Source organism: Teichococcus aerofrigidensis (assembly GCF_054073225.1).
The window spans coordinates 1-21,286 of sequence record NZ_JBSXMU010000045.1; the positions used below are offsets into that span (position 1 = coordinate 1).

Below are 21,286 nucleotides of genomic sequence, written 5' to 3' on the forward strand. Positions count from 1 at the left end.
CCTGCATCATGCTCAAGCAGGCCGCTCAACTCGCCGCAGATCCATAACAGCCTCTAGGCTTCCGTTGAGACGCTGAAGCTCCTCCAGGGCATCGTGCAAAGGCGTTACGTCCGTGGCAGAGCCGAACCACTCCGAGACGGCGCCATTCTTATCCAGCAGCGGCACGACCCGGGACAGCGTCCAAGCCCATCCCCCATCGGCGGTATGGACCTGGTGCTCCAGTTCGATAGCCGTCCGGCTCCGGACGACTTCCTCGACCCGGGCCTGGACGGCAGGCCGCTCATCGGGATGGATGTAATCGGCCAACCAGTTCGGGTTCTCCTGACCGATAGGACTGACCAGGCGCTTGCCGCTCAACTGGCGCATGACGCTCCAATCGGCGGACAGCGAGTAGAAGGCGTCCGACGAGGCGCTCATCAGGGCCTCGACCCGGTGTTCATTGCACCGGAGTGCCTGAAGGTTCCGGGTGCGTTCGGTGGTGTCGACCCCCTCTATGAAGATGCCGGTCACCTTCCCAGCGGCATCGACAATGGGCTGATAGACGAAGTCGACATAGCGTTCGGTGACTGGCCCGTCCGGCCTTACCTGGACAGCGTAGCGGGCGCTGGTGTAGCTGCCGCTGTGAAACTGACCCGGGCGCCGTTTGAAAGCTGACCCATGCCTAAGGTGGTCCTGTCGTGATGACGGGGACCTGGATGGTAGGGGGAGAGGTGGCCTTGGAGATCAGGGTGTTGGCCAAGCATGGTCTGGGCGTGCGCGAGATCGCTCGGCAGGTCGGGGTGTCGCGCAACAGTGCCGTCATTTCCGTCTTCATCGCCCAGCCGACGACGCGCCGGGAGAACAGATCGACGACGGCGGCAACGTAGAGCCAGCCCTCCGCGGTCCAGATATAGGTGAAGTCCGCCACCCATTTCTGGTTTGGAGCCGAGGCCTCGAAGGCGCGGTCGAGCAGATTGTCCGACGCGGCTGCCCGCACGCCGACATCCTTCGGCAGCCCACGACGGCGCGGGCGGGCCCGCAACCCATGCTCCCGCATGATCCGTTCGACCCGATGCAGCCCGCAGGAGAGCTCCTCCGCCAGCACATCGTGCCAGACGCGTCGTGCGCCATAGGTTCGATCGCTGCTCTTGAAGCTCCGGTCGATCGCCGTCGCGAGCACGTCATCGTGCCGGGCATACGCACTGGGGCTACGATTGAGCCAGGCATGAAAGCCCGACCGCAAGACGTCCAGAGCGTCGCATAGCCATGCCACCGGCCAGATGTTCCGGTGCTTCGCGATGAAGGGAACCTCATGTCGCTTCCCTCGCGAAGCAGGCTGCGGCCTTTTTTAGGATATCGCGCTCCGCCTTCAGCTTGGCCACTTCCCTGCGCAGCCGGTCAGTCTCGAATTACTTGAGCTTCATCTGACCCTGCCCGGGAAAGGCCTGCTGAGGATCCGCCTTAGCCTCGCGGACCCATTTCGCAGCACGTTCTTGTGGACATCCAGGTCGGGGGCAGCCTGCGCAACGGCAACGCCCAGATCCTTCACCAATCTCACAGCCTCAAGCTTGAACTCGCGGTTGAACCTCCGTCGTTGTATTCCAGCCCTCCAGTCCCCTTGAACACCTTATCTCGGTGTCCATGAAACCGGCAGCAGGCCATCCGGTGAAAAGCGGGCGCTGTGTTGATCCGGTGTGGACTGATCCAGGATCGCATGCTGCTTGACACGATCGCCACGGGCCATCCATAAGCGCCCCGCCTCAACGATCCTGACCACCCACCCTCATCGCTGGTGTACCATGCCCCGCCGACCGGCCCTGGTCGCGCGGAGCTTTCTGCTGGCGACTGCCCTGAAGTCCGCGCGGGCGCGGATCGGGGCCAACGGGCTGGCATCTGTGGGCAGGGACCCGGAGGCCCTCCTTCCCACCGGCCCCCGGAGAGCCTTCCCCCATGACTCGTCACCGTAGCCCGCGCGCCGGTCGGCGCGTGGCCGAGCATCGTGCCGCCCTGCTCGACTATGCCGCCAACGCCATCGCCGCCGCGACGCCGCTGTCGCCCGAGACCCTGAAGCTGCTGACCCATCTGGAGGCCTCCGCTCCCGAACTGGGTTTGGTCGGGCTGCTGCCCGCCGCCAGCACCCTCTCGACAGGCATGCTGACGACGGGGCTGCTCGACGATCTGTCCCGCCGCATGCGCACGCGGTCACGAGGCCGGCGGCCGCGTCACGGCTTTGAACGGCGCCTGAAGGGATTGGCCGAGCTGGCGGGTCTAGATGCGTCCTCGCGTGCCATCCTTGGCCTGTTCCTGCGGGACGCCATGCTGCCGTCCCTCTCGAGGCTGGCGCGGTGCGTGGCCGAGACGCGGGGCAACCGGCATGCCTATAACCTCTGCCCTGACCTCGTGGCGGTCCTGACCGGCTTCGACCGTGAAACCGTCCATCACGCGCTGCGGCGCCAGGCGCCCCTGGTCTTCACTGGCCTGCTGCGAATGGACGATGAGTACGACACCCTGTTCGTTCCGCCTCTGATCCTCCGCTATGCCAGCGACGAGTTTTCCGACGCGGATGCCCGCGCCGCCCTGCTGGGGAAGCCCGCCGCGGCCTCCCTCGACTGGTCCGACTACGCCCATCTGGGCGAGGAGGCCGGGATGGTTGCGGCCGTGCTGGCCGGCGCGCTCCGGAGCCGCGAGGCGGGGGTGCATGTCCTGCTGTATGGCCCTCCCGGCACGGGAAAGACTGAATTCGCCAAGACCCTCGCCCGGCAGCTGGACGTGCCCTTGCACCCCGTGGCCGAGGCCGACGAGGAGGGTGACGAGCCGAACCGCAACGAGCGCCTGGCCGGCTGGCGCCTGGCGCAACGCCTGACGGCCACGACGCCCGCTCTGCTGCTGCTCGACGAGGCCGAGGATCTGTTCGCCGATCCGAAGCATGCGTCGCGCGTCTTCCTGCATCGCCTGCTGGAGAGCACGCCGACGCCGACGATCTGGACGGTGAACGACCTGGACGCGCTGAGCCCGGCGGTGCGCCGGCGCATGACCTGCTGCCTGGAAGTGAAGGTGCCGCCCGTGCCAGTACGCGCCGCCCTCTGGCAGCGCCTCGCCGCGGCGGAGCGGGTGCTGCTGCCGGAGGCCGATGCCGAGGCGCTGGCCCGTGAGATCGCGGCCCCTCCGGCCCTGGCCCGCTCCGCCCTGCGCGCGGCCCGGCTCGCGGGCGGTGATCCCGCCCAGGTCCGCCGCGCGCTGCTCGGCACGGCGCGGGCGCTGTTCGGTGAGTCGGGCCGCGCAGGCGCGCCCCCTCCCGCAGCGCCGTGCGATCCGGCCTTGCTCAATGCCGATCTCGACCTGGCCTCCCTGGCCGGTCGGCTGGCCCGGCCCGGGGCGCCGTGCGCGGTGTCGCTGCTGCTGTCCGGCCCACCCGGCTCCGGCAAGAGCCTCTATGCCCGTCACCTCGCGGCCGGGATGGGGCTGGAGGTGATGGAGCGCCGCGCCTCAGACCTGCTGTCCATGTGGGTCGGCGGTTCGGAGAAGGCGATCGCCGGGGCCTTCGCCGAGGCCAGGGAACGCGAGGCCTTCCTGATCCTCGACGAAGCGGACGGGCTGCTGTGCGACCGGGCGGGGGCGGTGCGGTCCTGGGAGGTGACGCAGGTGAACGAGATGCTGACCTGGATGGAGTCGCATCCGCTGCCCTTCGCCTGCACCACCAACCGTTCCGACCATCTCGATCCCGCCAGCCTGCGGCGCTTCCTGGTCAAGGCGCGCTTCGACTACCTGTCCCCCGCCCAGGTGACATTGGCCTTCGAGCGGTTCTTCGGCCTGGCGATGCCGGCAGAACAGGGCGTGTCCGGCTGCCTGACACCGGCGGACTTCGCCCTGGTGCGCCGCAAGGCCGAACTGATGGGGCAGCAGGGCGACGCCGCGGCGCTGTGCGACCTCCTGGCGGCCGAGGCGGCCGGGCGCCGTGGACCCGCAAGGCGGATCGGCTATGTCGCCGCGGCCTGACAGCAGGGCGGGCGCGCCGCCTTCGCCTGCGGCATGCCCGGGTTGCCGGCAGATCCTGCCCTTGGCAGGCGGAGGCCGGCATGGCCCTTATGGAACAAGCTCCTTCCGACCAGACCAGACTCAAGATTGACATGGCATCGCTCCAGATTTCCGCGAACAGGACCAGGGCCACCGCGATCGGGCTGCTGGCGATCCTGCTGTGGGGTTCCATCGTCGGGCTGATCCGCGGCGTCAGCGAGAGCTTCGGCCCGACCGGCGGCGCCGCCATGATCTACACGGTGGCCTCGGCGATCCTGGCCTTCACGGTCGGCTTCCCCCGGCTGGCGGAATTCCCCCGCCGCTATCTCATCTGGGGCAGCACCCTCTTCGTCGCGTACGAACTCTGCCTGGCCCTGTCGATCGGCTACGCCAACACCGGGCGGCAGGCCATCGAGGTCGGCATGGTGAACTACCTGTGGCCGACCTTCACGATGATGGCCGCGATCCTCTTCAACAGCCAGCGGGCGAACCTCCTGATCCTCCCCGGCGTGGCGATGTCGCTGACGGGCATCGGCTGGGTTCTGGGCGGCGACCAGGGGCTGGACGTCCCCGCCATGGCGGGGAACATCCGCGACAATCCCCTGAGCTACGGGCTGGCCTTCACCGGCGCCCTGCTCTGGGCGGCGTATTCCATCCTCACGGTGCGGATCGCCCGGGGCCGGAACGGCATCACGCTCTTCTTCATGCTGACCGCGGCCGTTCTCTGGGCCAAGTACCTGCTGATGGGCGGCGGCGCGATGGAGTTCAGCCCCCGCTCGGTCGTCATCCTGCTCATGGCCGCCTCGGCGATGGGCTTCGGCTACGCCGCCTGGAACGTCGGCATCCTGCATGGGAACGTGACTGTCCTGGCAGGGGCCTCCTATTTCACCCCGGTCCTCTCGGCGGCCCTCGCGGCGCTGGTCCTGCGAACCAGCCTCCCGCTGTCCTTCTGGCAGGGCGCGGCCATGGTCTGCGCGGGGTCGATCCTGTGCTGGGTGGCCACGCGCGGGCGCTGAGGGACGCCCGTTTCCCGGAAGGGCGCCCATGGCCGTGGAATTGCCGGAACGGGCGCGAGGCTCGCCGGTTCCGAGGATTGATGCTGCGATCCCGCAGACGGGCGCCCATATTCGGGTCCGCTGCTCCGCCCTGTGCGACAGTGTCCGCGCCGCCGGCATCTCGGCGCTGATTCATCAAGGGGGCCGCATTGTCGGCTTGCGGTTCCGGGGTCCGCTCCCGGACGGATGGCTGCGTTCCTTGCTTGATCGGGTTCCGGCTCCGCAGATCAACCGCAACCATTTGCGCTGGTGCGGCCGGCCGGTCGTCCCGCCCATCAACCCGGCGATGGCCCCCGCTCCAGGAAGGTGGAGAGGGCGATATAGCTTCGCACCGAGCGGACACCCTCCAGGCTCTGGATTTCCATCAGGAAGGTCTCGAGGGATTCGGTGTCGGCCGCCCGCACCTTCACGAGGACGCAGCCATCCCCGGCGACGGTGTGAAGCTCCTCGACCTCGGGCCGGTTGGCGAACTTCAGCAATTCGCGCGTGGCGCTGTAGCTGCTGGCGTCGATGACGAGGAAAGTCAGCAGCGTCCGGCCGAGCCTGCAGCCGTCGAGGAGAGCGACGGTCCCCTTGATGACGCCGTCGCGTTTCAGGCGCTTCACCCGGTCATGCACGGCGGGTGCGGAGAGGTTCACGAGCCTGCTGAGCTCGGCGTAGCTCCGGGAGGCATCCTCGGCGAGCGCGCCTAACAGCTTTCGGTCAATCGGGTCGAGGTCGGCGGGATGGTGCCGCGTCTGCCGAACGGCATCTGTTTCTTTCTGTGATCCGGCCATTTGCGCTTCATCTCCGAACTTCGTCCAGGATATCACGACTATCGCTGAATGCCATTCGGTATTCCGTCGCTATTTCCGGAGCTTTCCCAAATGCCTCCCGCACTCTTCGCCCTGGCGGTCGGCGCCTTCGGCATCGGCCTGACCGAATTCGTCGTCGCCGGAATCCTGCCGCAGATCGCCCAGGATTTCGGCATCGAGATCCCAGCGGCCGGGCTGATGGCCACGACCTATGCGCTCGGTGTCTTCGTCGGTGCGCCGATCCTGACGGTTCTCGGCGCCCGGGTTCCGCGCAAGACCATGCTGATCGGCCTTGCCGCCCTCTTCACGCTGGGCAATCTCCTCACCGCACTGGCGCCGAGCCTGCCGCTTGCCCTGGCCGGCCGGATCCTGACCGCCTTCAACCACGGCACCTTCTTCGGCATCGGCTCCATCCTCGCCGCCTCGCTGGTCGCGAAGGACCGGCAGGCGAGTGCCATCGCCTTCATGTTCTCGGGCCTGACCCTGGCGAACCTGCTCGGCGTGCCCTTCGGCACCTGGCTGGCGCAGGCCTATGGCTGGCGGCTGGTGTTCTGGCTGATCGCCGGCATCGGCCTCGCCACCATGCTGAGCGTCGCGCTGCTCGTGCCCCGCACCGAGGCGGGCCGGGCCATCGCGCTGAAGGCGGAACTGCGCGCCTTCGTCGATCCGCAGGTCCTGCTCGCCATGGGCATCACCGTCTTCGGCCCGGCGGCCTTCTTCACCTCCATCACCTACATCGCCCCGATGATGGTGGAGGAGGCCGGCTTTTCCGGCGCCGGTGTCGCCGGGCTGATGGTGCTCTTCGGCCTCGGCCTGGCTGTCGGCAACGCGCTGGGCGGCCGCTTCGCGGACCGCTCCCTCTTCGGCACGCTGTTCGTGACGCTGGCGGCGCAGGCCGTGGTGCTGCTGGTCTTCTGGATGGGCGTCGGCAGCGGCGCCGTGGCCGCGCCCGCGGTCTTCCTGATGGCCGCCTTCGGCTTCGCCACGGTCTCGCCGATCCAGAAGCTGGTGATGGACCGCGCCAGCCGTGCCGGCGCGCCGACCATGGCCGCCTCGGTGAATATCGGCATGTTCAACCTTGGCAACGCCATCGGCGCCTGGCTGGGCGGCGCGACGATCGCGGCCGGCTTCGGCCTCGCCTCCCCGAACTGGGCGGGCGCGCTCCTCTCGCTCCTGGCGCTGGGCCTGGCCACGGCCGCCTGGGCGAGCGCCGGGCGGGCGGCGCCGGCGATGCCGGCGGAATGAGACGGCGGTCCGGGGAGTTCCCTCCGCGGACCTTACCCCGCTATGGCTCATCGGGCGGGGCAGGGGCCGGATCCCGATTCGGCCCCGGGCCCCGCAACGGGCCGGAGCGGCTGGGGAGCGGCGGGTCATGCCGGAGGCGACAGCGAGGCGCGGCGCGTGGTGGCTGATCCGGCAGAGCGTGCTCGGCTTCATCGAGGACGAGGCGCTGAGCCGGGGCGCCGCCATCGCGTTCTACACCGTCATCTCCCTGGCGCCGGTGCTGCTGATCGCCATCGGCATCGCCGGCATGGCCTTCGGTGAGGAGGCGGCGCGCGGTGCCATCCTCGACCAGCTCGGCGGGCTGATGGGCCAGTCCGGGGCGGAGCTGGTGCAGAGCATCCTTCGCAGCGCCGCCAACCCGACCTCCGGCCTGCTGGCCAGCGCCTTCGGCTTCGCCACGCTGCTGGTCACGGCGAGCGGCGTCTTCGGGGAGATCCAGGCGGCGCTGAACGTCATCTGGCACGCCCAGCCCAGCCCGCGGGAGAAGGTCAGCGAGACGGTGTCGCGCCTGCTGCGGGCGCGCGCCCTCAGCCTCAGCCTGGTGGCGGCGCTGGGCTTCCTGCTGCTGGTCTCGCTGGTCGTCAGCGCCGGGCTGCAGGCGCTGGGCGGCCGGCTGGACATGACGATGCCGGGCCTCGCGCCGCTGATCCGCCTGGCCCATGCGGTGCTGTCCTTCCTGCTCATCGCCGTGCTCTTCGCGGCCATCTACAAGATCCTGCCGGATCGCCGGCTGGAATGGCGCGACGTGGCGGTCGGCGCCCTCGTCACCGCCCTGCTGTTCAATCTCGGCAAGGCGGTGATCGGCGCCTGGCTCGGCAACAGCACGATCGGCAGCGTCTATGGCGCCGCCGGCTCGGTCATCATCCTGCTGCTCTGGATCTACTATTCGGCGCAGATCTTCCTGCTGGGGGCCGAGTTCACCAAGGCCTATGCCATCCGGCGCGATGCCGAGAGCTGGCAGCGGCGCGGGCCGGAGTCGCCGGAACGCGCCGCCATCGGCCTGCCGCCGCAGGCGTGACGGCACGCGACAGCCCTTCCCATGGCGCGGCCGGGCCGATAGGCCATTGGCCATGTCCAACCCGCCGATTCCCGCCGCATGAGCCGGGGCCGCCCCTCCACCACCGCCTGGGCGGCCGTCGCCGCCGCCCTCCTCGGCCTGCTCGGCACCGCGCAGCTCACCGAGACCGATCTGCTGCGCCTCGGCCGTGCCGCCTTGCGGGCGGTGCTGCAGGACACCTCTCCCGACCGCGCCGCGCCGCCCGGCAGGGACGCCCTGACCGGCCACCCCCGCATTGCCGATGGCGACACGCTCACCCTGAACGGCACCCGCATCCGCATGCAGGGCATCGACGCCCTGGAATACGATCAGAACTGCACCGGACCCCAGGGCCGCTTCGCCTGCGGCGCCGAGGGGCGCGCCGCGCTGGAGCGGCTGATCGGCGGGCGCCCCGTGACCTGCACGCCGGACGGCTCCACCTCGCATGACCGCATCGTCGCCACCTGCACCGTCCGGCGCGAGGACGGCTCGGTGCTGGACCTGAACGGCGCCATGGTGCGCTCGGGCTATGCCTTCGACTGCCCGAAATTCTCCCGCGGCCGGTACGCGCCGGAGGAGCGCGCCGCGCGGGCCGCGAAGGATGGCGCCTGGGCCGGGCGCTTCGACTATCCCTGGTCGCACCGCGACCGCGCCGGCGCCTGCGGGCGCTGAGGCCGATGCGGCGCTTCCCCTGGCTGCGGCGCCTGCTCCTGCTGCTGCTGGCGGGGCCGCCGCTGCTGATCCTGCTGTTCCGCTTCCTGCCGGTGCCGGTGACGCCGCTGATGCTGCTGCGCGCGGCGCAGGGCCATGGTTTCGAGAAGGCGTGGGTCGCCTATCCGCGCATCGATCCGCAGCTGGCCCGCTCGGTCATCGCCGCCGAGGACAACCGCTTCTGCGAGCAGTGGCTGGGCTTCGACGTCCAGGAGCTGCGCGGCCAGGTGGCGGCGCTGATGGCGGGCGAGCGGCCGCGCGGCGCCAGCACCATCACCATGCAGGTCGCCAAGAACCTCTTTCTCTGGCCCGGGCGCGACCCCGTCCGCAAGCTGCTGGAAGCCTGGCTGACGCCGCAGATCGCCCTGCTCTGGCCACGGCGGCGGGTGCTGGAGGTCTATCTCAACATCGTCGAGTTCGGCCCGGGGGTCTATGGCGCCGAGGCGGCGTCGCGCCGCTTCTTCGGCCGCTCCGCCGCCACGCTGACCGATACCCAGGCGGCGCTGCTGGCCTCGGTGCTGCCGGCCCCGCTGCAATGGTCGGTGGCGCAGCCGGGGCCCTATGTGCGGGAGCGCGCCGGGATCATCCGGCGCCGCGTCGGGCAGCTGGGCGGGCTGACGGACTGCGCCGCGCCGTAAGGCCGGCGGCCGGGAGTCCTTGCTGTCGCGGGCGTCCTCGCCCGATCAGGCGATGCCGCCCGATCGGGAGCCGCTCTATCGCTTCGCCAGCATCTCCGCCAGCGTCAGCGCCACCACCTCGGTCGCCTTGTACAGATCGTCGAGCGGCAGGCGCTCGTCGGCGCGGTGGGCATTGGCCTCCTGGATGCTGCGCGGCCCGGCCCCGTAGAGCACGATTGGCACGCCGGCGGCGGCATAGTGCCGCGCGTCGGTGTAGAGCGGCACGCCCTTCGCCACCACCGGCTCCCCCATCACCGCGCTGGCATGGCGGCAGAGCGCCTCGGTCAGCGCCGCGCCGCCCGGCAGCGGCACCAGCGGCTCGGCCAGCAGGATGCGGCGGATGGTCAGGCGCGCCTCCGGGAAGCCGGCGGCGGCGCGCTCGATCACGCCGCGCAGTTCGGCCTCCACCTCTGCCGGCTTCTCCTCCGGGATCATGCGGCGGTCGAGCCGCAGCGTGACGCGGTCCGGCACGACATTGGTGTTGATGCCGCCCTTGATCAGCCCGACGGTGAGCTGCGGGCTGCCGATGCCCTCCACCGCCGAGACCCGCTCCGCCAGGCCCTTGCGCCAGTCATAGAGGGCGGTGAGCACGCCATTCGCCGCCTCCAGCGCGTCGATGCCGGTGAAGGGCATGGCGGCATGGGCGGAGCGGCCGTCGAGCTGCACCTCGAGGTGCAGGCAGCCATTGTGCGCGGTGGTGACGCCGTAGGAGAAGCCGGCGCCGAGGGCGAGGTCGGGCTTGCTGATGCCCTCCGACAGCAGCCAGGCCGGGCCGATCTCGCCGCCGGTCTCCTCGTCGTAGGTGAGGTGCAGCTCGACCGTGCCGGAGAGCCGCCCCGCCAGCGGCTCGAGCGCCAGCAGGGCGTAGGTGTAGGTGGCGAAGTCGGACTTCGAGACGGCGGCGCCGCGCCCGTACATCCAGCCATCGACCACCGCGGCGCCATAGGGGTCCTGCGTCCAGCCCTCGCCGGGGGGCACCACGTCGCCATGCGCGTTCAGCGCGATGACCGGTCCGCCTTCGCCGAAGCGGCGGCGCACCACGAGGTTGGTGGCGCTGACCATGCCGTGCGCCCGCGCCAGGTCCTCGGGCACCCTGTGCCGCTCGACCTCCAGGCCGAGCCCCTCCAGCAGCCCGGCGGCGAGTTCCGCATGGCGGTCGCAGTCGCCCGGCGGATTGTCGGACGGGCAGCGCACCAGCGCCGCGAGGAAGCGTGTCTCGGCCTCCCGCTGGCCGGCGAGCCAGGCGCGGATGGCGGCGTCGTCGGACTCGGGCAGGGTCTGGGTCATGGGTCGCTCCGTCGCGGCGCTCGGAAGGGGGCAGGGGATCAGGGGCGGGGGGGGGGGATCAGAAGAGGGGGCGGGTGAGGCCGGTGGCCAGCGCCGCCTCGGCCCGGCGGAGGTCCATCGGGGTGGAGAGATGGAACCAGGCGCCGTCATGCACCTGTCCGAAGGCGCGGCCGTTCTCGATGGCGCGGTTCCACAGCAGGTTGGTGCTGAAGGCGCCGTCCGGCGCGCCCGCGAAGAGGCGCGGATGCAGGATCTGCAGGCCGCCATAGAGGTAGGGCGCGATCTCCCGCTCCTTCGGGCGCCGCGCGCGGCCGAGCGGGTCGAGCAGGAAGTCGCCGCGGCCGGTCTCGCCCTGGACGGCGGCGGTGCGCACCATCAGCAGCAGGGCATCCATCGTCTCCGGATCGAAGCGCGCGGCGAGGCGCTCGATGGTCGGCACCGGCCCGTCGAGCCAGAAGGCATCGCCGTTCACCACCAGGAAGGGGGCCTGGCCCAGCAGCGGCAGGGCGTTGCGCACGCCGCCCCCGGTCTCCAGGACCGTCTCCTCATGCACCACGGTGGGCGGCCGGGGGCGGCTGGCGCAGGTCGCCTCCACCTGCTCGGCGAACCAGTGGGCGTTCACCACCACCGTATCGATGCCGGCCTCGTCGATGCGGTCCAGCGCGTGGTCGAGCAGGCTGCGTCCGGCGAGCTTCAGCAGCGGCTTGGGGGTCGCCTCGGTCAGCGGCCGCATGCGGGTGCCGAGGCCGGCCGCCAGCACCATGGCGGAGGAGAGGGTGATCACGCGGCGGGATCCTTGCTCGGGCGGAGGCTCTCCGGATTGCGGCGGAGGGCGGGAGGGACGTGGCGATCGAGGAAGGCGGCGAGCGGCGCCGCGGCGGGGTGGCGTAGCGCCTGCTCCAGGAGCGCCCAGCAGCGCGGGCCATGCGCCAGGTAGCGCGGCTTGCCGTCGCGCCGGGCGAGGCGCACCCAGAGGGTGGCGACGCGCAGGTGACGCTGCGCCGCCTGGGCGGCGAAGGCGGCGCGGAAGCCCTCGGCCTCCAGCTCCGGCCGGGCGGCGAGGTAGCGGGCGATGGTTGCCTCCCGGACATCCGGCCGCACGTCGCGCCGGGCATCCTCCACCAGGCTCACCAGATCGTAGGCGGGATGGCCGAGGCCGGCATCCTGGAAGTCGAGGATGCCGGTGCGGCACGGCCCGGCGCGGTCCGGCAGGTCGATGAGATTGGCCGGGAAGTAGTCCCGGTGCACCAGGCAGCCGGCGCCGCGGAACGGATCGAGCATGGTGCGCAGCGCGTCGTGGAAGGCCGCGCGGATGGCGGGGGAGGGCGGTTCGCCGAAGCTCTCCGGCCACCACCAGTCGAGGAAGGTCAGACCCGCCGTCTCGGCCATGCGGGGCGCCTCCCAGGCCGGCAGGCCGGGCGGCGGTGGCGCGGCGTGCAGCGCCGCCAGGGCCTCGGCGGCGGCGGTGTAGAGCGGCAGCGGATCGGCTCCCGCGTCGAGCAGGGCGGCATGGGTCGCCTCGCCCAGATCCTCGACCAGCAGCAGGCCCCGGGCCGGGTCCTCGCCCAGCACCTCGGGGGCGGAGAGGCCGAGGCCGCGGATGTGCCGGGCGAGCCTCAGGAAGGGGATCAGGTCCTCCTCCGGCGTCAGCCCGACCCTGGCGGCGTCGCCGCAATCCATCAACAGGGCCGGGCGCGGGCCGCCGATGAGGCGGGTGTAGCGCCGGTGGCCGGCATCCTGGGGCAGCGGCCGGCGGGCGGCGCCGGCATAGCCCTGGGCGGCGAGGAAGGAATCCACGGGGTTCATCGCGCCGGGTGGTGACGCAGGCTGCGCCGCTTGCCAAGCGCGGATTTCGGGCGGCGGGGCGGCGCGCCCCTGGACGCCCCCCTCAAGCCGGCCTCACAGGCCGGCCAGCGCGGGCAGCCGCGCCTCCCAGCCGCTGAGCCGGACATGCCGGGCCTCGCTCTCGGGGTCCGGGCGCAGCGTGAGGCGCAGCGCGTCCCGCGGCGTCAGCCAGCCCAGGCGGTCCGGCCATTCCACCAGCACGATGCCCTCCCGCGCCTCCTCCCAGCCCAGCTCCTCGAGCTCCTCCGGCCCGGCCAGGCGGTAGAGGTCGAAATGATGCGCCGCGCCGCCCGGCAGGTCGTAGCCCTGCACCAGGGTGAAGCTGGGCGAGGGCACCTCCAGCGCCGGGTCGCCGGCGGCGGCGCGCAGGAAGGCGCGGCAGAAGGCGGACTTGCCGGCGCCGAGCGGCCCTTCCAGCAGCAGCGCGTCGCCGGGCCGCGCGAGGCGGGCGGCGCGGGCGGCGAGCGCCTCGGTGGCGGCGAGGTCGGGCAGCAGGAGGGAGAGGGTTTCGGGCATGGCGCGCGTCAATCTGCCCGCAGCCCGGCCCGGCTTACAAGCCGGGGTTCGGGGCAGGCCCTTTGCCGCTGCCCCGCAAAGCCTCTATGCACGGCGGCCAGACGCGGAGGTGCAGCACCATGTCCGATCCAGAGACCGCGCCGCATGTGGCGGTGGAGACCGATGTCGCCGTCATCGGCGCGGGGCCGACCGGCCTGTTCGCCGTCTTCGAATGCGGCATGCTGCGGATGAAATGCGTGGTGATCGACACGCTGGAGGCGATCGGCGGGCAATGCGCCGCCCTCTATCCGGAGAAGCCGATCTACGACATCCCGGCGCACCCGGCGATCGCCGGCGGCACGCTGATCGAACGGCTGGAGGAGCAGGCGGCGCCCTTCTCGCCGATCTACCTGCTCGGCCGCCGGGTCGAGGGCCTGGCCAGCGAGGCCGATGGCCGTTTCGCGCTGACCACCAGCAAGGGCGAGCGGGTGCGCGCCCGGGCGGTGATCATCGCCGCCGGGGCCGGCGCCTTCGGGCCCAACCGTCCGCCGCTGAACGGCCTGCATGAGTACGAGGCGAGCGGCGCCGTGCGCTACATGGTGGCGCGGCGCGAGGAGCTGCGCGGCAAGCGGGTGGTCATCGCCGGCGGCGGCGATTCGGCGGTGGACTGGGCGCTCAGCCTCAAGGACATCGCCAAGCGCGTGACGGTGGTGCACCGCCGGCCGAAGTTCCGCGCGGCGCCCGAGAGCGTGGCGCAGATGGAGGCGGCGGCGGAGAAGGGCGAGATCGAGCTGGCCATCCCCTACCAGCTGCACGGGCTCCGGGGACAGGACGGCGTGCTGGACCATGTCGTGCTGGCGACGCTGAAGGGCGAGGAGCGGGCGGTGGCGGCGGACCACCTGCTGGCCTTCTTCGGCCTGTCGATGGAGCTGGGCCCGATCGCCGAATGGGGGCTCGGGCTCGAGAAGAGCCACATCGCCGTCAACCCGGCGACGCTCGAGACCAATGTCCCCGGCATCCATGCCATCGGCGACATCGCCACCTATCCGGGCAAGCTGAAGCTGATCCTGCAGGGCTTCTCGGAGGCGGCGATGGCCGCGCACGCCATCCATCCGCGCGTCTTCCCCGGCGAGGCGCTGCACTTCGAATACAGCACCTCGAAGGGCGTGCCGGCGGAGTAAGGTTCCATCCCAGGCCAGAGGAGCGAAGTCATGGCGGAAGGACGTCTCGTCATCGGCACCAGGATGTACTCCTCCTGGTCGCTGCGCGGCTGGCTGGCGGTGCAGCTGGCCGGGCTGAAGGTGGAGGAGGTGGTGATCCCGCTGGCGGGGGGCAGCACGCCCGCGGTGAAGGAGGCGACGCCCTCCGGCACCGTGCCCTACCTGGAGCACCGCGGTGCCCGGGTCTGGGAGAGTCTCGCCATCCTGGAATACTGCGCCGGCCTGGCGCCGCGGCTCTGGCCGGCCGATCCGGTGGCCCGCGCCTGGGCGCGCAGCATCAGCGCCGAGATGCATGCCGGCTTCCGCGGGCTGCGGATGGCCATGCCCATGACCATCCTGAACACCTTCCCCGGCCAGGGCCGCACGCCCGAGGCGCTGGCCGATATCGCCCGCATCGAGGCAATCTGGCGCGAGGCGCTGCTCGATTCCGCCGGCCCCTTCCTGTTCGGCGGCGAGTTCGGCGCGGCGGATGCCATGTTCGCCCCCGTCTGCTGCCGCTTCCTGACCTGGCAGCCCGACCTCACGCCACTCAGCCAGGGCTATGTCGAGGCGGTGCGCAACCACCCGCTGCTGCGCCGCTGGTACAGCGAGGCCGCCGCCGAGCCCGCCGCCTGGCGCATTCCCCGCTACGAGGCGCCGCAGCCGTGAGCGGGGCGGAGAGCCTCGACCATGTGGGCCTCTGCACGCGGGACGGGCCGGCGCTCTGGGCCGCCTACGAGGCGCTCGGCTTCCAGCTGACCCCCCTGGCGCGCCAGTCCGGCCGCCGCGCGCCCGGCGCGCCGGTCGAGCCCTTCGGCACCGGCAACCGCTGCGCCATGCTGCGCCAGGGCTATCTCGAGCTGCTGGCGATCCTCGACCCGGCGCTGTTCGACAACCGCCTCGGCGCCTTCCTCGACCGCTATGCCGGGATGCACATCCTGGCCTTCGGCATCGGCGGGGCGGAGGCGGAGCTGGCGCGGCTGCGCCGGGCCGGGATCGACCTCCCCGGCGTCGCGCATCTGGAACGCCCGGTGGACGATCCCGAGGGGCCGCGCGCCCGCTTCTCCCGCCTGCCGCTGCCGGATGCGCCGGAGGGGCGGCTGCAACTGATCGAGCACCACACGCCGGAGCTGCTCTGGCAGCCGCGCTGGCTGGAGCACCCGAACCATGCCGTGGCGCTGGAGAGCGCCATCCTGGTGGCGCCCGCCCCGGCGGAGAGCGCCGCCGCCCTGGCGCGCCTGACCGGCCAGGTGCTGACGCCCGATCCGGCGGGCGGCTATGCCCTGGCGCTGCCCCGGGGGCTGATCCGCATCCTGCCGCCCGAGGCGCTGGGCGCCGTGCTGCCCGGCCTCACCGCGCCGGACCTGCCCTTCCTGGCCGGCTGCACGGTGCGGACCGATGACGGCAACGCGGCCGTCCGGGCGCTGCTGGGCGGGCGGCTGCGGCCGGTGCCGGGGGGGCTTATGGTCCCGCCGGCGCTGGCCGGGGGCGCCGCCCTGGTCTTCACGGAATGAGGCTGGCTCCCGGCGCCGCCGCCATCGGCCAGTCGTTGCGCACCTACTACGCCCCCGGGCGGGCGGCCCGGCTGGACCGGCTGCTGGGGCGCTTCCTGGGCCCGGGCGGGCTGGGCTTCGACATCGGCGCCCATGTCGGCGATCGCGCGGCGAGCTTCCGCCGCCTGGGCGCGCGGGCGGTGGCGGTGGAGCCGCAGCCGCGCCTCTGCCGCCTGTTGCGCCTGTTGTTCCGCCGCGACCCGGGTGTCCGGCTGGAGGCCGCCCTGGTCGGCGCCGCCGGGGGGGAGGCGGCGCTGCACCTCAACAGCGCCAATCCGACCGTCGCCACCGCCTCCACCGGCTTCGTCGCGGCGGCCGCCACGGCCGAGGGCTGGCGGGAGCAGCGCTGGGACGCCACCCTGACCCTGCCGGTGACGACGCTGGACGCGCTGGTCGCGCGCCATGGCCGGCCGGACTTCATCAAGATCGATGTCGAGGGTTTCGAGGCCGAGGCCCTGGCCGGGCTGACCTGGCCGGCGCCGGCGCTCAGCTTCGAGTTCACCACGCTGCAGCGCGCGGTGGCGCGGCAGGCGCTGGCGCGCCTCGCCGGGCTCGGCGCCTATCGCTTCAACGCCAGCCTGGGCGAGAGCCTCTCCTTCGCCCTGCCGGGCCCGGTCTCCGCCGTGGCGATGGCCGGCTGGCTGGAGAGCCTGCCCGACGCCGCCAATTCCGGCGATGTCTATGCCAGCCTGGAGCCGGACCGCCTGGCATGCGACCGCTGACGCCGCGCCGCCGGCCCGCCGCTCTCCCCTGACTCCCTCTCCGCCGGGTCGATCATGACGCTTCACGCCTTCCTGGAACACCTGAGCTTCGCGGCGGTGCTGGCGCTGGTCTCGGCCCTGCTGGTGCGGCTGATGATCGTCTTCCCGATCCTCGACCACCCCGACCACCGCAAGGCGCACACCCGCCCGACGCCCAAGGGCGGCGGCGTCGGCATCGTCTGCGCCTTCATCCTCGGCATGCTGGTGCTCTACCAGGTGGCGGAGTTCGCCCGCATGGCGGACCGGCGCTTCATCGGCGTCATCCTCGCCGCCGTGGCCATCGGCGTTGTGGCGCTGCTCGATGACATGCGGGACTTCCGCTTCGTCGTGAAGCTCGCCGCGCAGGGTCTGGCGGCGCTGGTGGCGCTGGGCAGCGGGCTGGTGGTGGACCGGCTGGCGATTCCCTGGATCGGGACGATCGAGCTCGGCCTGCTCGGCGCGCTCGGCACGCTGTTCTGGATCGTCGCCTGCACCAACGCGGTGAACTTCATGGACGGGCTGGACGGGCTGGTGGGCGGCACGCTGCTGATCGTCTGCGCCGGGCTGGCCTGGATCGGGCTGCAACAGGGCGCCTGGTTCATCTACGCCGCCTGCCTGATCCTCGGCGCGGGCATCGCCGGCTTCCTGCCCTTCAACCTGCCTCCGGCGCGGATCTTCATGGGCGATGTCGGCAGCCAGTTCCTCGGCTTCATGCTGGCGGTGCTGGGCGTCGCCGCCGCCCGCTTCGACGCGGCGCAGGTCTCCTTCCTGCTGGTGCCGCTGCTGCTGTTCGCGCTGCTCTTCGACACCGGCTTCACCCTGCTGCGCCGGGCCTGGATGGGCGAGCGGGTCAGCGCGCCGCACCGCACGCATCTCTACCAGATGGCGCAGCGCAGCGGCCTGCCGGTGCGGGCGGTGGCGGCGGTGCACTGGGGCTTCGCGCTGTTCCATCTGGCGCTGGCGCAGATCTTCCTGCGGCTGCCGGCGGACGAGAAGCCGCTGATCATCCTGCCGCCGCTGCTCGCGCAGCTGCTCTGGCTGGCCTATGTGGCGCGGCGGGTGCGGCGCGCCGGCCTCAGCTGGAAGGCGGCGTGACCACCTCGAGCAGCATCATCCCCGCCTCGCCCACCCATTGCTCGGAGCGATAGATGCCGCCCGTCGCGGGATCGGCCCAGTAGCGGTTGGTGAAGCTGTGTCCGCCGCCGCGGCAGCTCTCGCGGATCAGCAGCGCCGCCCCCGCCGGCCCGGCCGAGACCCGGCAGGTGAGCGACAGGCCGAAGCGCATCTCGTCCGGCTTGCGGCTGTTGCGCATCAGGTCGATCTGGCGCCGCAGCCCCACCGGCCGGGCGGGGATGGCGAGGGGCTCGTCCAGCGGATCGGGGCCGTCGAGCCGGCTGCCGGCGATCCATTCCCGAAGGCCCGCCGTCGCCACCACCCGCGCGCCATCGGTCGCCACCACCAGGCCGCCGGCGCTGCGCCAGAGGCGGTTCTCGCCGTTCTGCTGAACCAGCCGGGCAAGGGCCCGGCGGCCCTGCCAGGTCAGGCCCAGCGCCGGCGCGCCGTCCGGTGGCAGGGCGAAGCCGGGCTGCGGGGCATCCGCCTCGGCCTCGGGCGGGGACGCTTCCCACAGCGTCTGCCACAGGGCAGAAGGGTCGGCCCAATCCGGCACCGGGAGGCCGGCGCAGCCGGGCAGGAGCAGCAGCAGGCCGAGGTGGGGCAGGAGGCGCATACCGGCCAGCCTAGCACATCACGCATTCGTGAAGAATACGCGAATCCGCGCTTGGCGGTGCGGCCGCGCGTCTGGCGAGGCGCCCACCGCTGCGCTGAAATGCGCCGCGAATCGGGGAAAGGAAGCAGGCGATGATGGAGCCGGATGTTCTGGTCGTGGGCGGCGGGCCGGCCGGCTCCACCGCCGCCGCCCTGCTGGCCAGGGCGGGGCGGTCGGTCGCGGTGCTGGAGAAGGAGGCGCATCCCCGCTTCCACATCGGCGAGAGCCTGCTGCCGCGCAATCTCGACATCCTGGAGCGGCTCGGCCTGCTGGAGGCGGTGCGCGGCATCGGCGTGCACAAGCCGGGCGCCGAATTCGTCTCCGACCGCACCGGGCGAAGCTGCGCCTTTCCCTTCGCCCAGGCGCTCAACCGGTCCCGCACCCATGCCTGGCAGGTGCGACGCTCGGAGTTCGACGCGCTGCTCTTCGGCCACGCCCGGCGGCTGGGCGCCGATGCGCGGGAGAGCACCCGCGTCACCGACATCGCCTTCGGCACGGCGGGCGAGCGCCTCACCGTGACGGCGCGCGGCGCCGGCGGCGAGACGCTGTCCTTCCGCCCGCGCTACCTGCTGGACGCCTCCGGGCGGGACACCTTCCTGGCCGGGCGGATGCGGGTGAAGGACAGCAACAAGTACAACAACACCGCTGCCATCTACGCGCATTTCCGCGGCGTCGCCCGGCGGCAGGGCGAGCTCGACGGCTACATCAGCATCCATCTCGCCGAGGATGGCTGGTTCTGGCTGATCCCGCTGCCGGGCGATGTCATGAGCATCGGCTTCGTCGGCAATCCCTCGGCCTGGAAGGGCCGCAAGGGCACGCCGGAGGATCTCTTCGCGGCGCGCATCGCCGGCAGCCCCACGGTCTCGGCCCGGACGGCGGGCGCCGAGCGCATCTCCGACGTCCACAGCACCGGCAACTACAGCTACCGGGCCCGGCAGGGACATGGCGCGAACTTCCTGATGATCGGCGACGCCTATGGCTTCGTCGATCCGATGTTCTCGACCGGCGTGCTGATGGCGATGACGGCCGGCGAACTGGGCGCCGGCGCGGCGGATGCCTGGCTCGACGACCCGGCGAAGGGCAACCGCCTGGCGGCGCGCGCCAATCGCGAGCTGGCCGATGCCATGGACCGCATCAGCTGGCTGATCTACCGCATCAACGACCCGGTGATGCGCTCGCTCTTCATGGCCCCGAAGAACACGCTCTGGATGCGCGACGGCATCATCAACATGCTGGCCGGCAACCTGCGCGGCGATCCGCGCGCGGTGCTGCCGATCCTGTCCTTCAAGGCCGTCTATCACACGCTCTCGGCCCTGCACCGGGTCGGGCTCGGGCCGCGCATGGAGGAGGCGCTCCCGGCACCGGCCTGATCCCGCGCCAGGGGGACGCTATCGGCGCGGAACGGGTCCGCGCCGGAAGCCGGCCGCTCAGCCGATCCAGATGTCGCTCAGGACGACGCCGGCACCGGGCTGCAGCAGGGCGATGGTGACCGCCGCCGCCGCGCCGGACCCATCGGCATCGAAGGCCAGGATGCCGGTGGCGGCGTCGAAGATCACGCGCTGTTCCACGGTCGTGGCGCCGGCTCCAAGCCCGAACTCGGCGGCGCCGAGGCGGCCGTCCTCGCCGGACAGGCCGAAGCTCGCGCCCATGAACTGCAGGCGGTCGATGCCGGAGGCGAAGTCGGTGATGATGTCCCGGTCCTTGCCGGGCGCCTGGTCGAAGCGGAAGAGATCGCGGCCGGCGCCGCCCGTGAGCTTGTCGAAGCCGGCGCCGCCGATCAGGTAGTCGTCGCCCTCGCCGCCCAGGAGGTGGTCATTCCCCGCGCCGCCATCGAGGCGGTCCTTGCCCGCATCGCCAAGCAGCCAGTCATGGCCCTCGTCGCCATAGAGCGCGTCGTTGCCATCCTGGCCGCGCAGGCTGTCATTGGCCTGGTTGCCATGCAGGCTGTCATCGCCCTCGCCGCCGAAGAGTCGGTCGCGGCCGGTGCCGCCATGGAGATAATCCCGGCCGGTGCCGCCGACCATCCAGTCGTCGCCGCCCTCGCCGGCCAGCCAGTCATCGCCCTCGCCACCGAGCAGCACGTCATCGCCGGCGCCGCCCTGAAGCCGGTCCTGCCCGGCGCCGCCATCGAGGCGGTCCTTGCCGGCATCGCCGCGCAGCCAGTCGTCACCGGCCTCGCCATGCAGCCGGTCGTCGCCCTCGCCGCCCTGGAGCTGGTCCTGCCCGGCGCCGCCGCGCAGGGTGTCGTTCCCGGCCTGGCCGAGCAGCCGGTCGTCGCCCTCGCCGCCGGACAGCCAGTCCTGGCCACCGCCGCCCTCGATCCGGTCGGCCCCGGCGCCGCCGCCGAGGATGTCGTCGCCCTCGCCGCCGAAGAGGGTGTCCGCGCCGTCGCCGCCCCAGGCGCGATCGTTTCCGGCCTCGCCGGCGAGCAGGTCGTCGCCGCTGCCGCCGTGCAGGGTGTCGGCGCCGTCAGTGCCGAAAAGCCGGTCGTTCCCGGCCTCGCCATAGAGCATGTCGTCACCGCTGCCGCCGCGCAGGGTGTCGTCGCCGCTGCCGCCCCGCAGGGTGTCGGGGCCGCCGTCGCCGGCGAGGGCATCGGCGCCCCCGCCACCCAGCAGCAGGTCGTCGCCGGCCCAGCCCCGCAGGGTGTCGTCGCCCGCGCCTCCGCCCAGCACATCGCCGGTCGCGGTGCCGGAAAGCAGGGCAGGGGTGGTTCCGTAGCGGAAGATGGTAGCCATGCGAGCAACTCCTCACTGAGCGAGGCGGCCGGGAAGGGCCTCGGTGGAGTGCTCTATGGAGATATTTAACTTATTGGATCATTGCGGGGGTGTGAGGGATTGATCACGTGA

The 21,286-nt window shown here is 71.9% G+C and carries 20 protein-coding genes and 1 pseudogene; 12 read left to right on the forward strand and 9 right to left on the reverse strand.

Annotated elements, in window-relative coordinates; all coding sequences use genetic code 11:
- Nucleotides 1-12: 12 nt before the first annotated feature.
- Nucleotides 13-510, reverse strand: coding sequence for a PAS domain-containing protein (locus ACVMLK_RS11310; RefSeq protein ID WP_457486453.1), 498 nt, complete (start codon nt 508-510; stop codon nt 13-15).
- 232 nt (nt 511-742) lie between these two features.
- Nucleotides 743-1,579: pseudogene (locus tag ACVMLK_RS11315) on the reverse strand (IS3 family transposase); the annotation flags it as partial.
- Between the two features lie 350 nt (nt 1,580-1,929).
- Between ACVMLK_RS11315 and ACVMLK_RS11320 the strand changes: the two are divergent.
- Both ACVMLK_RS11320 and yddG read left to right on the forward strand, forming a co-directional pair.
- The gene (locus tag ACVMLK_RS11320) at nt 1,930-3,975 is read left to right on the forward strand and encodes an AAA family ATPase (protein WP_457486454.1); all 2,046 of its coding nucleotides are present in this window, start codon (nt 1,930-1,932) and stop codon (nt 3,973-3,975) included.
- Nucleotides 3,976-4,106: 131 nt separating this feature from the next.
- Nucleotides 4,107-5,009, forward strand: coding sequence for an aromatic amino acid DMT transporter YddG (yddG, locus tag ACVMLK_RS11325; RefSeq protein ID WP_457486455.1), 903 nt, complete (start codon nt 4,107-4,109; stop codon nt 5,007-5,009).
- A 314-nt stretch (nt 5,010-5,323) separates the two neighbouring features.
- Here yddG and ACVMLK_RS11330 read toward each other — a convergent pair whose 3' ends face one another.
- The gene (locus ACVMLK_RS11330) at nt 5,324-5,824 is read right to left on the reverse strand and encodes an Lrp/AsnC family transcriptional regulator (protein WP_198366160.1); all 501 of its coding nucleotides are present in this window, start codon (nt 5,822-5,824) and stop codon (nt 5,324-5,326) included.
- A 90-nt stretch (nt 5,825-5,914) separates the two neighbouring features.
- Here ACVMLK_RS11330 and ACVMLK_RS11335 point away from each other — a divergent pair, with 90 nt between their 5' ends.
- The 4 genes from ACVMLK_RS11335 to mtgA all read left to right on the forward strand — a co-directional run bounded on the left by ACVMLK_RS11335 (nt 5,915) and on the right by mtgA (nt 9,511).
- The gene (locus tag ACVMLK_RS11335; RefSeq protein ID WP_422921936.1) at nt 5,915-7,087 is read left to right on the forward strand and encodes an MFS transporter; all 1,173 of its coding nucleotides are present in this window, start codon (nt 5,915-5,917) and stop codon (nt 7,085-7,087) included.
- 127 nt (nt 7,088-7,214) lie between these two features.
- Nucleotides 7,215-8,144, forward strand: coding sequence for a YihY/virulence factor BrkB family protein (locus ACVMLK_RS11340; protein ID WP_198365623.1), 930 nt, complete (start codon nt 7,215-7,217; stop codon nt 8,142-8,144).
- 78 nt (nt 8,145-8,222) lie between these two features.
- Nucleotides 8,223-8,834: a thermonuclease family protein gene (locus tag ACVMLK_RS11345; protein WP_198365624.1), complete on the forward strand. Its 612-nt coding sequence runs from the start codon at nt 8,223-8,225 to the stop codon at nt 8,832-8,834.
- Between the two features lie 5 nt (nt 8,835-8,839).
- Nucleotides 8,840-9,511, forward strand: a complete 672-nt coding sequence (gene mtgA, locus ACVMLK_RS11350; RefSeq protein ID WP_457486456.1) for a monofunctional biosynthetic peptidoglycan transglycosylase — start codon at nt 8,840-8,842, stop codon at nt 9,509-9,511.
- Nucleotides 9,512-9,586: 75 nt separating this feature from the next.
- On the opposite strand, the gene ACVMLK_RS11355 is transcribed toward mtgA, so the two are convergent.
- From ACVMLK_RS11355 to tsaE, 4 genes are all read right to left on the reverse strand, one after another.
- Nucleotides 9,587-10,837 (reverse strand): M20/M25/M40 family metallo-hydrolase, encoded by a 1,251-nt coding sequence (locus ACVMLK_RS11355; RefSeq protein WP_457486457.1) that lies wholly within the window; start codon nt 10,835-10,837, stop codon nt 9,587-9,589.
- A gap of 58 nt (nt 10,838-10,895) precedes the next feature.
- Nucleotides 10,896-11,621 (reverse strand): nucleotidyltransferase family protein, encoded by a 726-nt coding sequence (locus ACVMLK_RS11360; RefSeq protein WP_198365627.1) that lies wholly within the window; start codon nt 11,619-11,621, stop codon nt 10,896-10,898.
- On the reverse strand, nt 11,618-12,643 hold the full coding sequence (locus tag ACVMLK_RS11365; protein WP_457486458.1) for an aminoglycoside phosphotransferase family protein: 1,026 nt from the start codon (nt 12,641-12,643) through the stop codon (nt 11,618-11,620). Before ACVMLK_RS11365 ends, ACVMLK_RS11360 begins: the two co-directional genes overlap by 4 nt.
- 93 nt (nt 12,644-12,736) lie before the next feature.
- On the reverse strand, nt 12,737-13,198 hold the full coding sequence (gene tsaE / locus ACVMLK_RS11370; protein ID WP_198365629.1) for a tRNA (adenosine(37)-N6)-threonylcarbamoyltransferase complex ATPase subunit type 1 TsaE: 462 nt from the start codon (nt 13,196-13,198) through the stop codon (nt 12,737-12,739).
- 119 nt (nt 13,199-13,317) lie between these two features.
- On the opposite strand from tsaE, the gene ACVMLK_RS11375 reads away from it, so the two are divergent.
- From ACVMLK_RS11375 to ACVMLK_RS11395, 5 genes are read left to right on the forward strand one after another with little or no spacing between them, the layout of a single operon-like run.
- Nucleotides 13,318-14,358, forward strand: a complete 1,041-nt coding sequence (locus tag ACVMLK_RS11375; protein ID WP_198365630.1) for an NAD(P)/FAD-dependent oxidoreductase — start codon at nt 13,318-13,320, stop codon at nt 14,356-14,358.
- A gap of 30 nt (nt 14,359-14,388) precedes the next feature.
- Complete coding sequence (locus tag ACVMLK_RS11380) at nt 14,389-15,045, forward strand: glutathione S-transferase (RefSeq protein WP_198365631.1); 657 nt, start codon at nt 14,389-14,391, stop codon at nt 15,043-15,045.
- Complete coding sequence (locus tag ACVMLK_RS11385; protein WP_457486459.1) at nt 15,042-15,890, forward strand: VOC family protein; 849 nt, start codon at nt 15,042-15,044, stop codon at nt 15,888-15,890. Before ACVMLK_RS11380 ends, ACVMLK_RS11385 begins: the two co-directional genes overlap by 4 nt.
- Nucleotides 15,887-16,651: an FkbM family methyltransferase gene (locus tag ACVMLK_RS11390; RefSeq protein ID WP_457486460.1), complete on the forward strand. Its 765-nt coding sequence runs from the start codon at nt 15,887-15,889 to the stop codon at nt 16,649-16,651. The genes ACVMLK_RS11385 and ACVMLK_RS11390 overlap by 4 nt, the downstream gene beginning before the upstream one ends.
- A 54-nt stretch (nt 16,652-16,705) precedes the next feature.
- Complete coding sequence (locus ACVMLK_RS11395; RefSeq protein ID WP_457486461.1) at nt 16,706-17,764, forward strand: glycosyltransferase family 4 protein; 1,059 nt, start codon at nt 16,706-16,708, stop codon at nt 17,762-17,764.
- On the opposite strand, the gene ACVMLK_RS11400 is transcribed toward ACVMLK_RS11395, so the two are convergent.
- Complete coding sequence (locus ACVMLK_RS11400) at nt 17,745-18,398, reverse strand: YjbF family lipoprotein (RefSeq protein ID WP_457486462.1); 654 nt, start codon at nt 18,396-18,398, stop codon at nt 17,745-17,747. The two genes, ACVMLK_RS11395 and ACVMLK_RS11400, sit on opposite strands and share 20 nt — an antisense overlap.
- A 131-nt stretch (nt 18,399-18,529) precedes the next feature.
- Between ACVMLK_RS11400 and ACVMLK_RS11405 the strand changes: the two genes are divergently transcribed.
- Nucleotides 18,530-19,807: an NAD(P)/FAD-dependent oxidoreductase gene (locus ACVMLK_RS11405; RefSeq protein WP_457486463.1), complete on the forward strand. Its 1,278-nt coding sequence runs from the start codon at nt 18,530-18,532 to the stop codon at nt 19,805-19,807.
- Between the two features lie 57 nt (nt 19,808-19,864).
- Here the strand turns inward: ACVMLK_RS11405 and ACVMLK_RS11410 are convergent, their stop codons facing one another.
- Nucleotides 19,865-21,175: a calcium-binding protein gene (locus ACVMLK_RS11410; protein ID WP_457486464.1), complete on the reverse strand. Its 1,311-nt coding sequence runs from the start codon at nt 21,173-21,175 to the stop codon at nt 19,865-19,867.
- Nucleotides 21,176-21,286: the final 111 nt, after the last annotated feature.

What these genes read in the sequence shown, in the direction of transcription:
- ACVMLK_RS11405 (WP_457486463.1), top strand. Translation starts at nt 18,530, where the DNA reads ATGATGGAGCCGGATGTTCTGGTCGTGGGCGGCGGGCCGGCCGGCTCC.
- yddG (WP_457486455.1), top strand. Translation starts at nt 4,107, where the DNA reads ATGGCATCGCTCCAGATTTCCGCGAACAGGACCAGGGCCACCGCGATC.
- ACVMLK_RS11365 (WP_457486458.1), bottom strand. Translation starts at nt 12,643, where the DNA reads ATGAACCCCGTGGATTCCTTCCTCGCCGCCCAGGGCTATGCCGGCGCC.
- ACVMLK_RS11330 (WP_198366160.1), bottom strand. Translation starts at nt 5,824, where the DNA reads ATGGCCGGATCACAGAAAGAAACAGATGCCGTTCGGCAGACGCGGCAC.
- ACVMLK_RS11390 (WP_457486460.1), top strand. Translation starts at nt 15,887, where the DNA reads ATGAGGCTGGCTCCCGGCGCCGCCGCCATCGGCCAGTCGTTGCGCACC.
- ACVMLK_RS11320 (WP_457486454.1), top strand. Translation starts at nt 1,930, where the DNA reads ATGACTCGTCACCGTAGCCCGCGCGCCGGTCGGCGCGTGGCCGAGCAT.
- ACVMLK_RS11375 (WP_198365630.1), top strand. Translation starts at nt 13,318, where the DNA reads ATGTCCGATCCAGAGACCGCGCCGCATGTGGCGGTGGAGACCGATGTC.
- ACVMLK_RS11355 (WP_457486457.1), bottom strand. Translation starts at nt 10,837, where the DNA reads ATGACCCAGACCCTGCCCGAGTCCGACGACGCCGCCATCCGCGCCTGG.
- ACVMLK_RS11345 (WP_198365624.1), top strand. Translation starts at nt 8,223, where the DNA reads ATGAGCCGGGGCCGCCCCTCCACCACCGCCTGGGCGGCCGTCGCCGCC.
- mtgA (WP_457486456.1), top strand. Translation starts at nt 8,840, where the DNA reads ATGCGGCGCTTCCCCTGGCTGCGGCGCCTGCTCCTGCTGCTGCTGGCG.
- ACVMLK_RS11335 (WP_422921936.1), top strand. Translation starts at nt 5,915, where the DNA reads ATGCCTCCCGCACTCTTCGCCCTGGCGGTCGGCGCCTTCGGCATCGGC.
- ACVMLK_RS11410 (WP_457486464.1), bottom strand. Translation starts at nt 21,175, where the DNA reads ATGGCTACCATCTTCCGCTACGGAACCACCCCTGCCCTGCTTTCCGGC.
- ACVMLK_RS11400 (WP_457486462.1), bottom strand. Translation starts at nt 18,398, where the DNA reads ATGCGCCTCCTGCCCCACCTCGGCCTGCTGCTGCTCCTGCCCGGCTGC.
- tsaE (WP_198365629.1), bottom strand. Translation starts at nt 13,198, where the DNA reads ATGCCCGAAACCCTCTCCCTCCTGCTGCCCGACCTCGCCGCCACCGAG.
- ACVMLK_RS11380 (WP_198365631.1), top strand. Translation starts at nt 14,389, where the DNA reads ATGGCGGAAGGACGTCTCGTCATCGGCACCAGGATGTACTCCTCCTGG.
- ACVMLK_RS11395 (WP_457486461.1), top strand. Translation starts at nt 16,706, where the DNA reads ATGACGCTTCACGCCTTCCTGGAACACCTGAGCTTCGCGGCGGTGCTG.
- ACVMLK_RS11340 (WP_198365623.1), top strand. Translation starts at nt 7,215, where the DNA reads ATGCCGGAGGCGACAGCGAGGCGCGGCGCGTGGTGGCTGATCCGGCAG.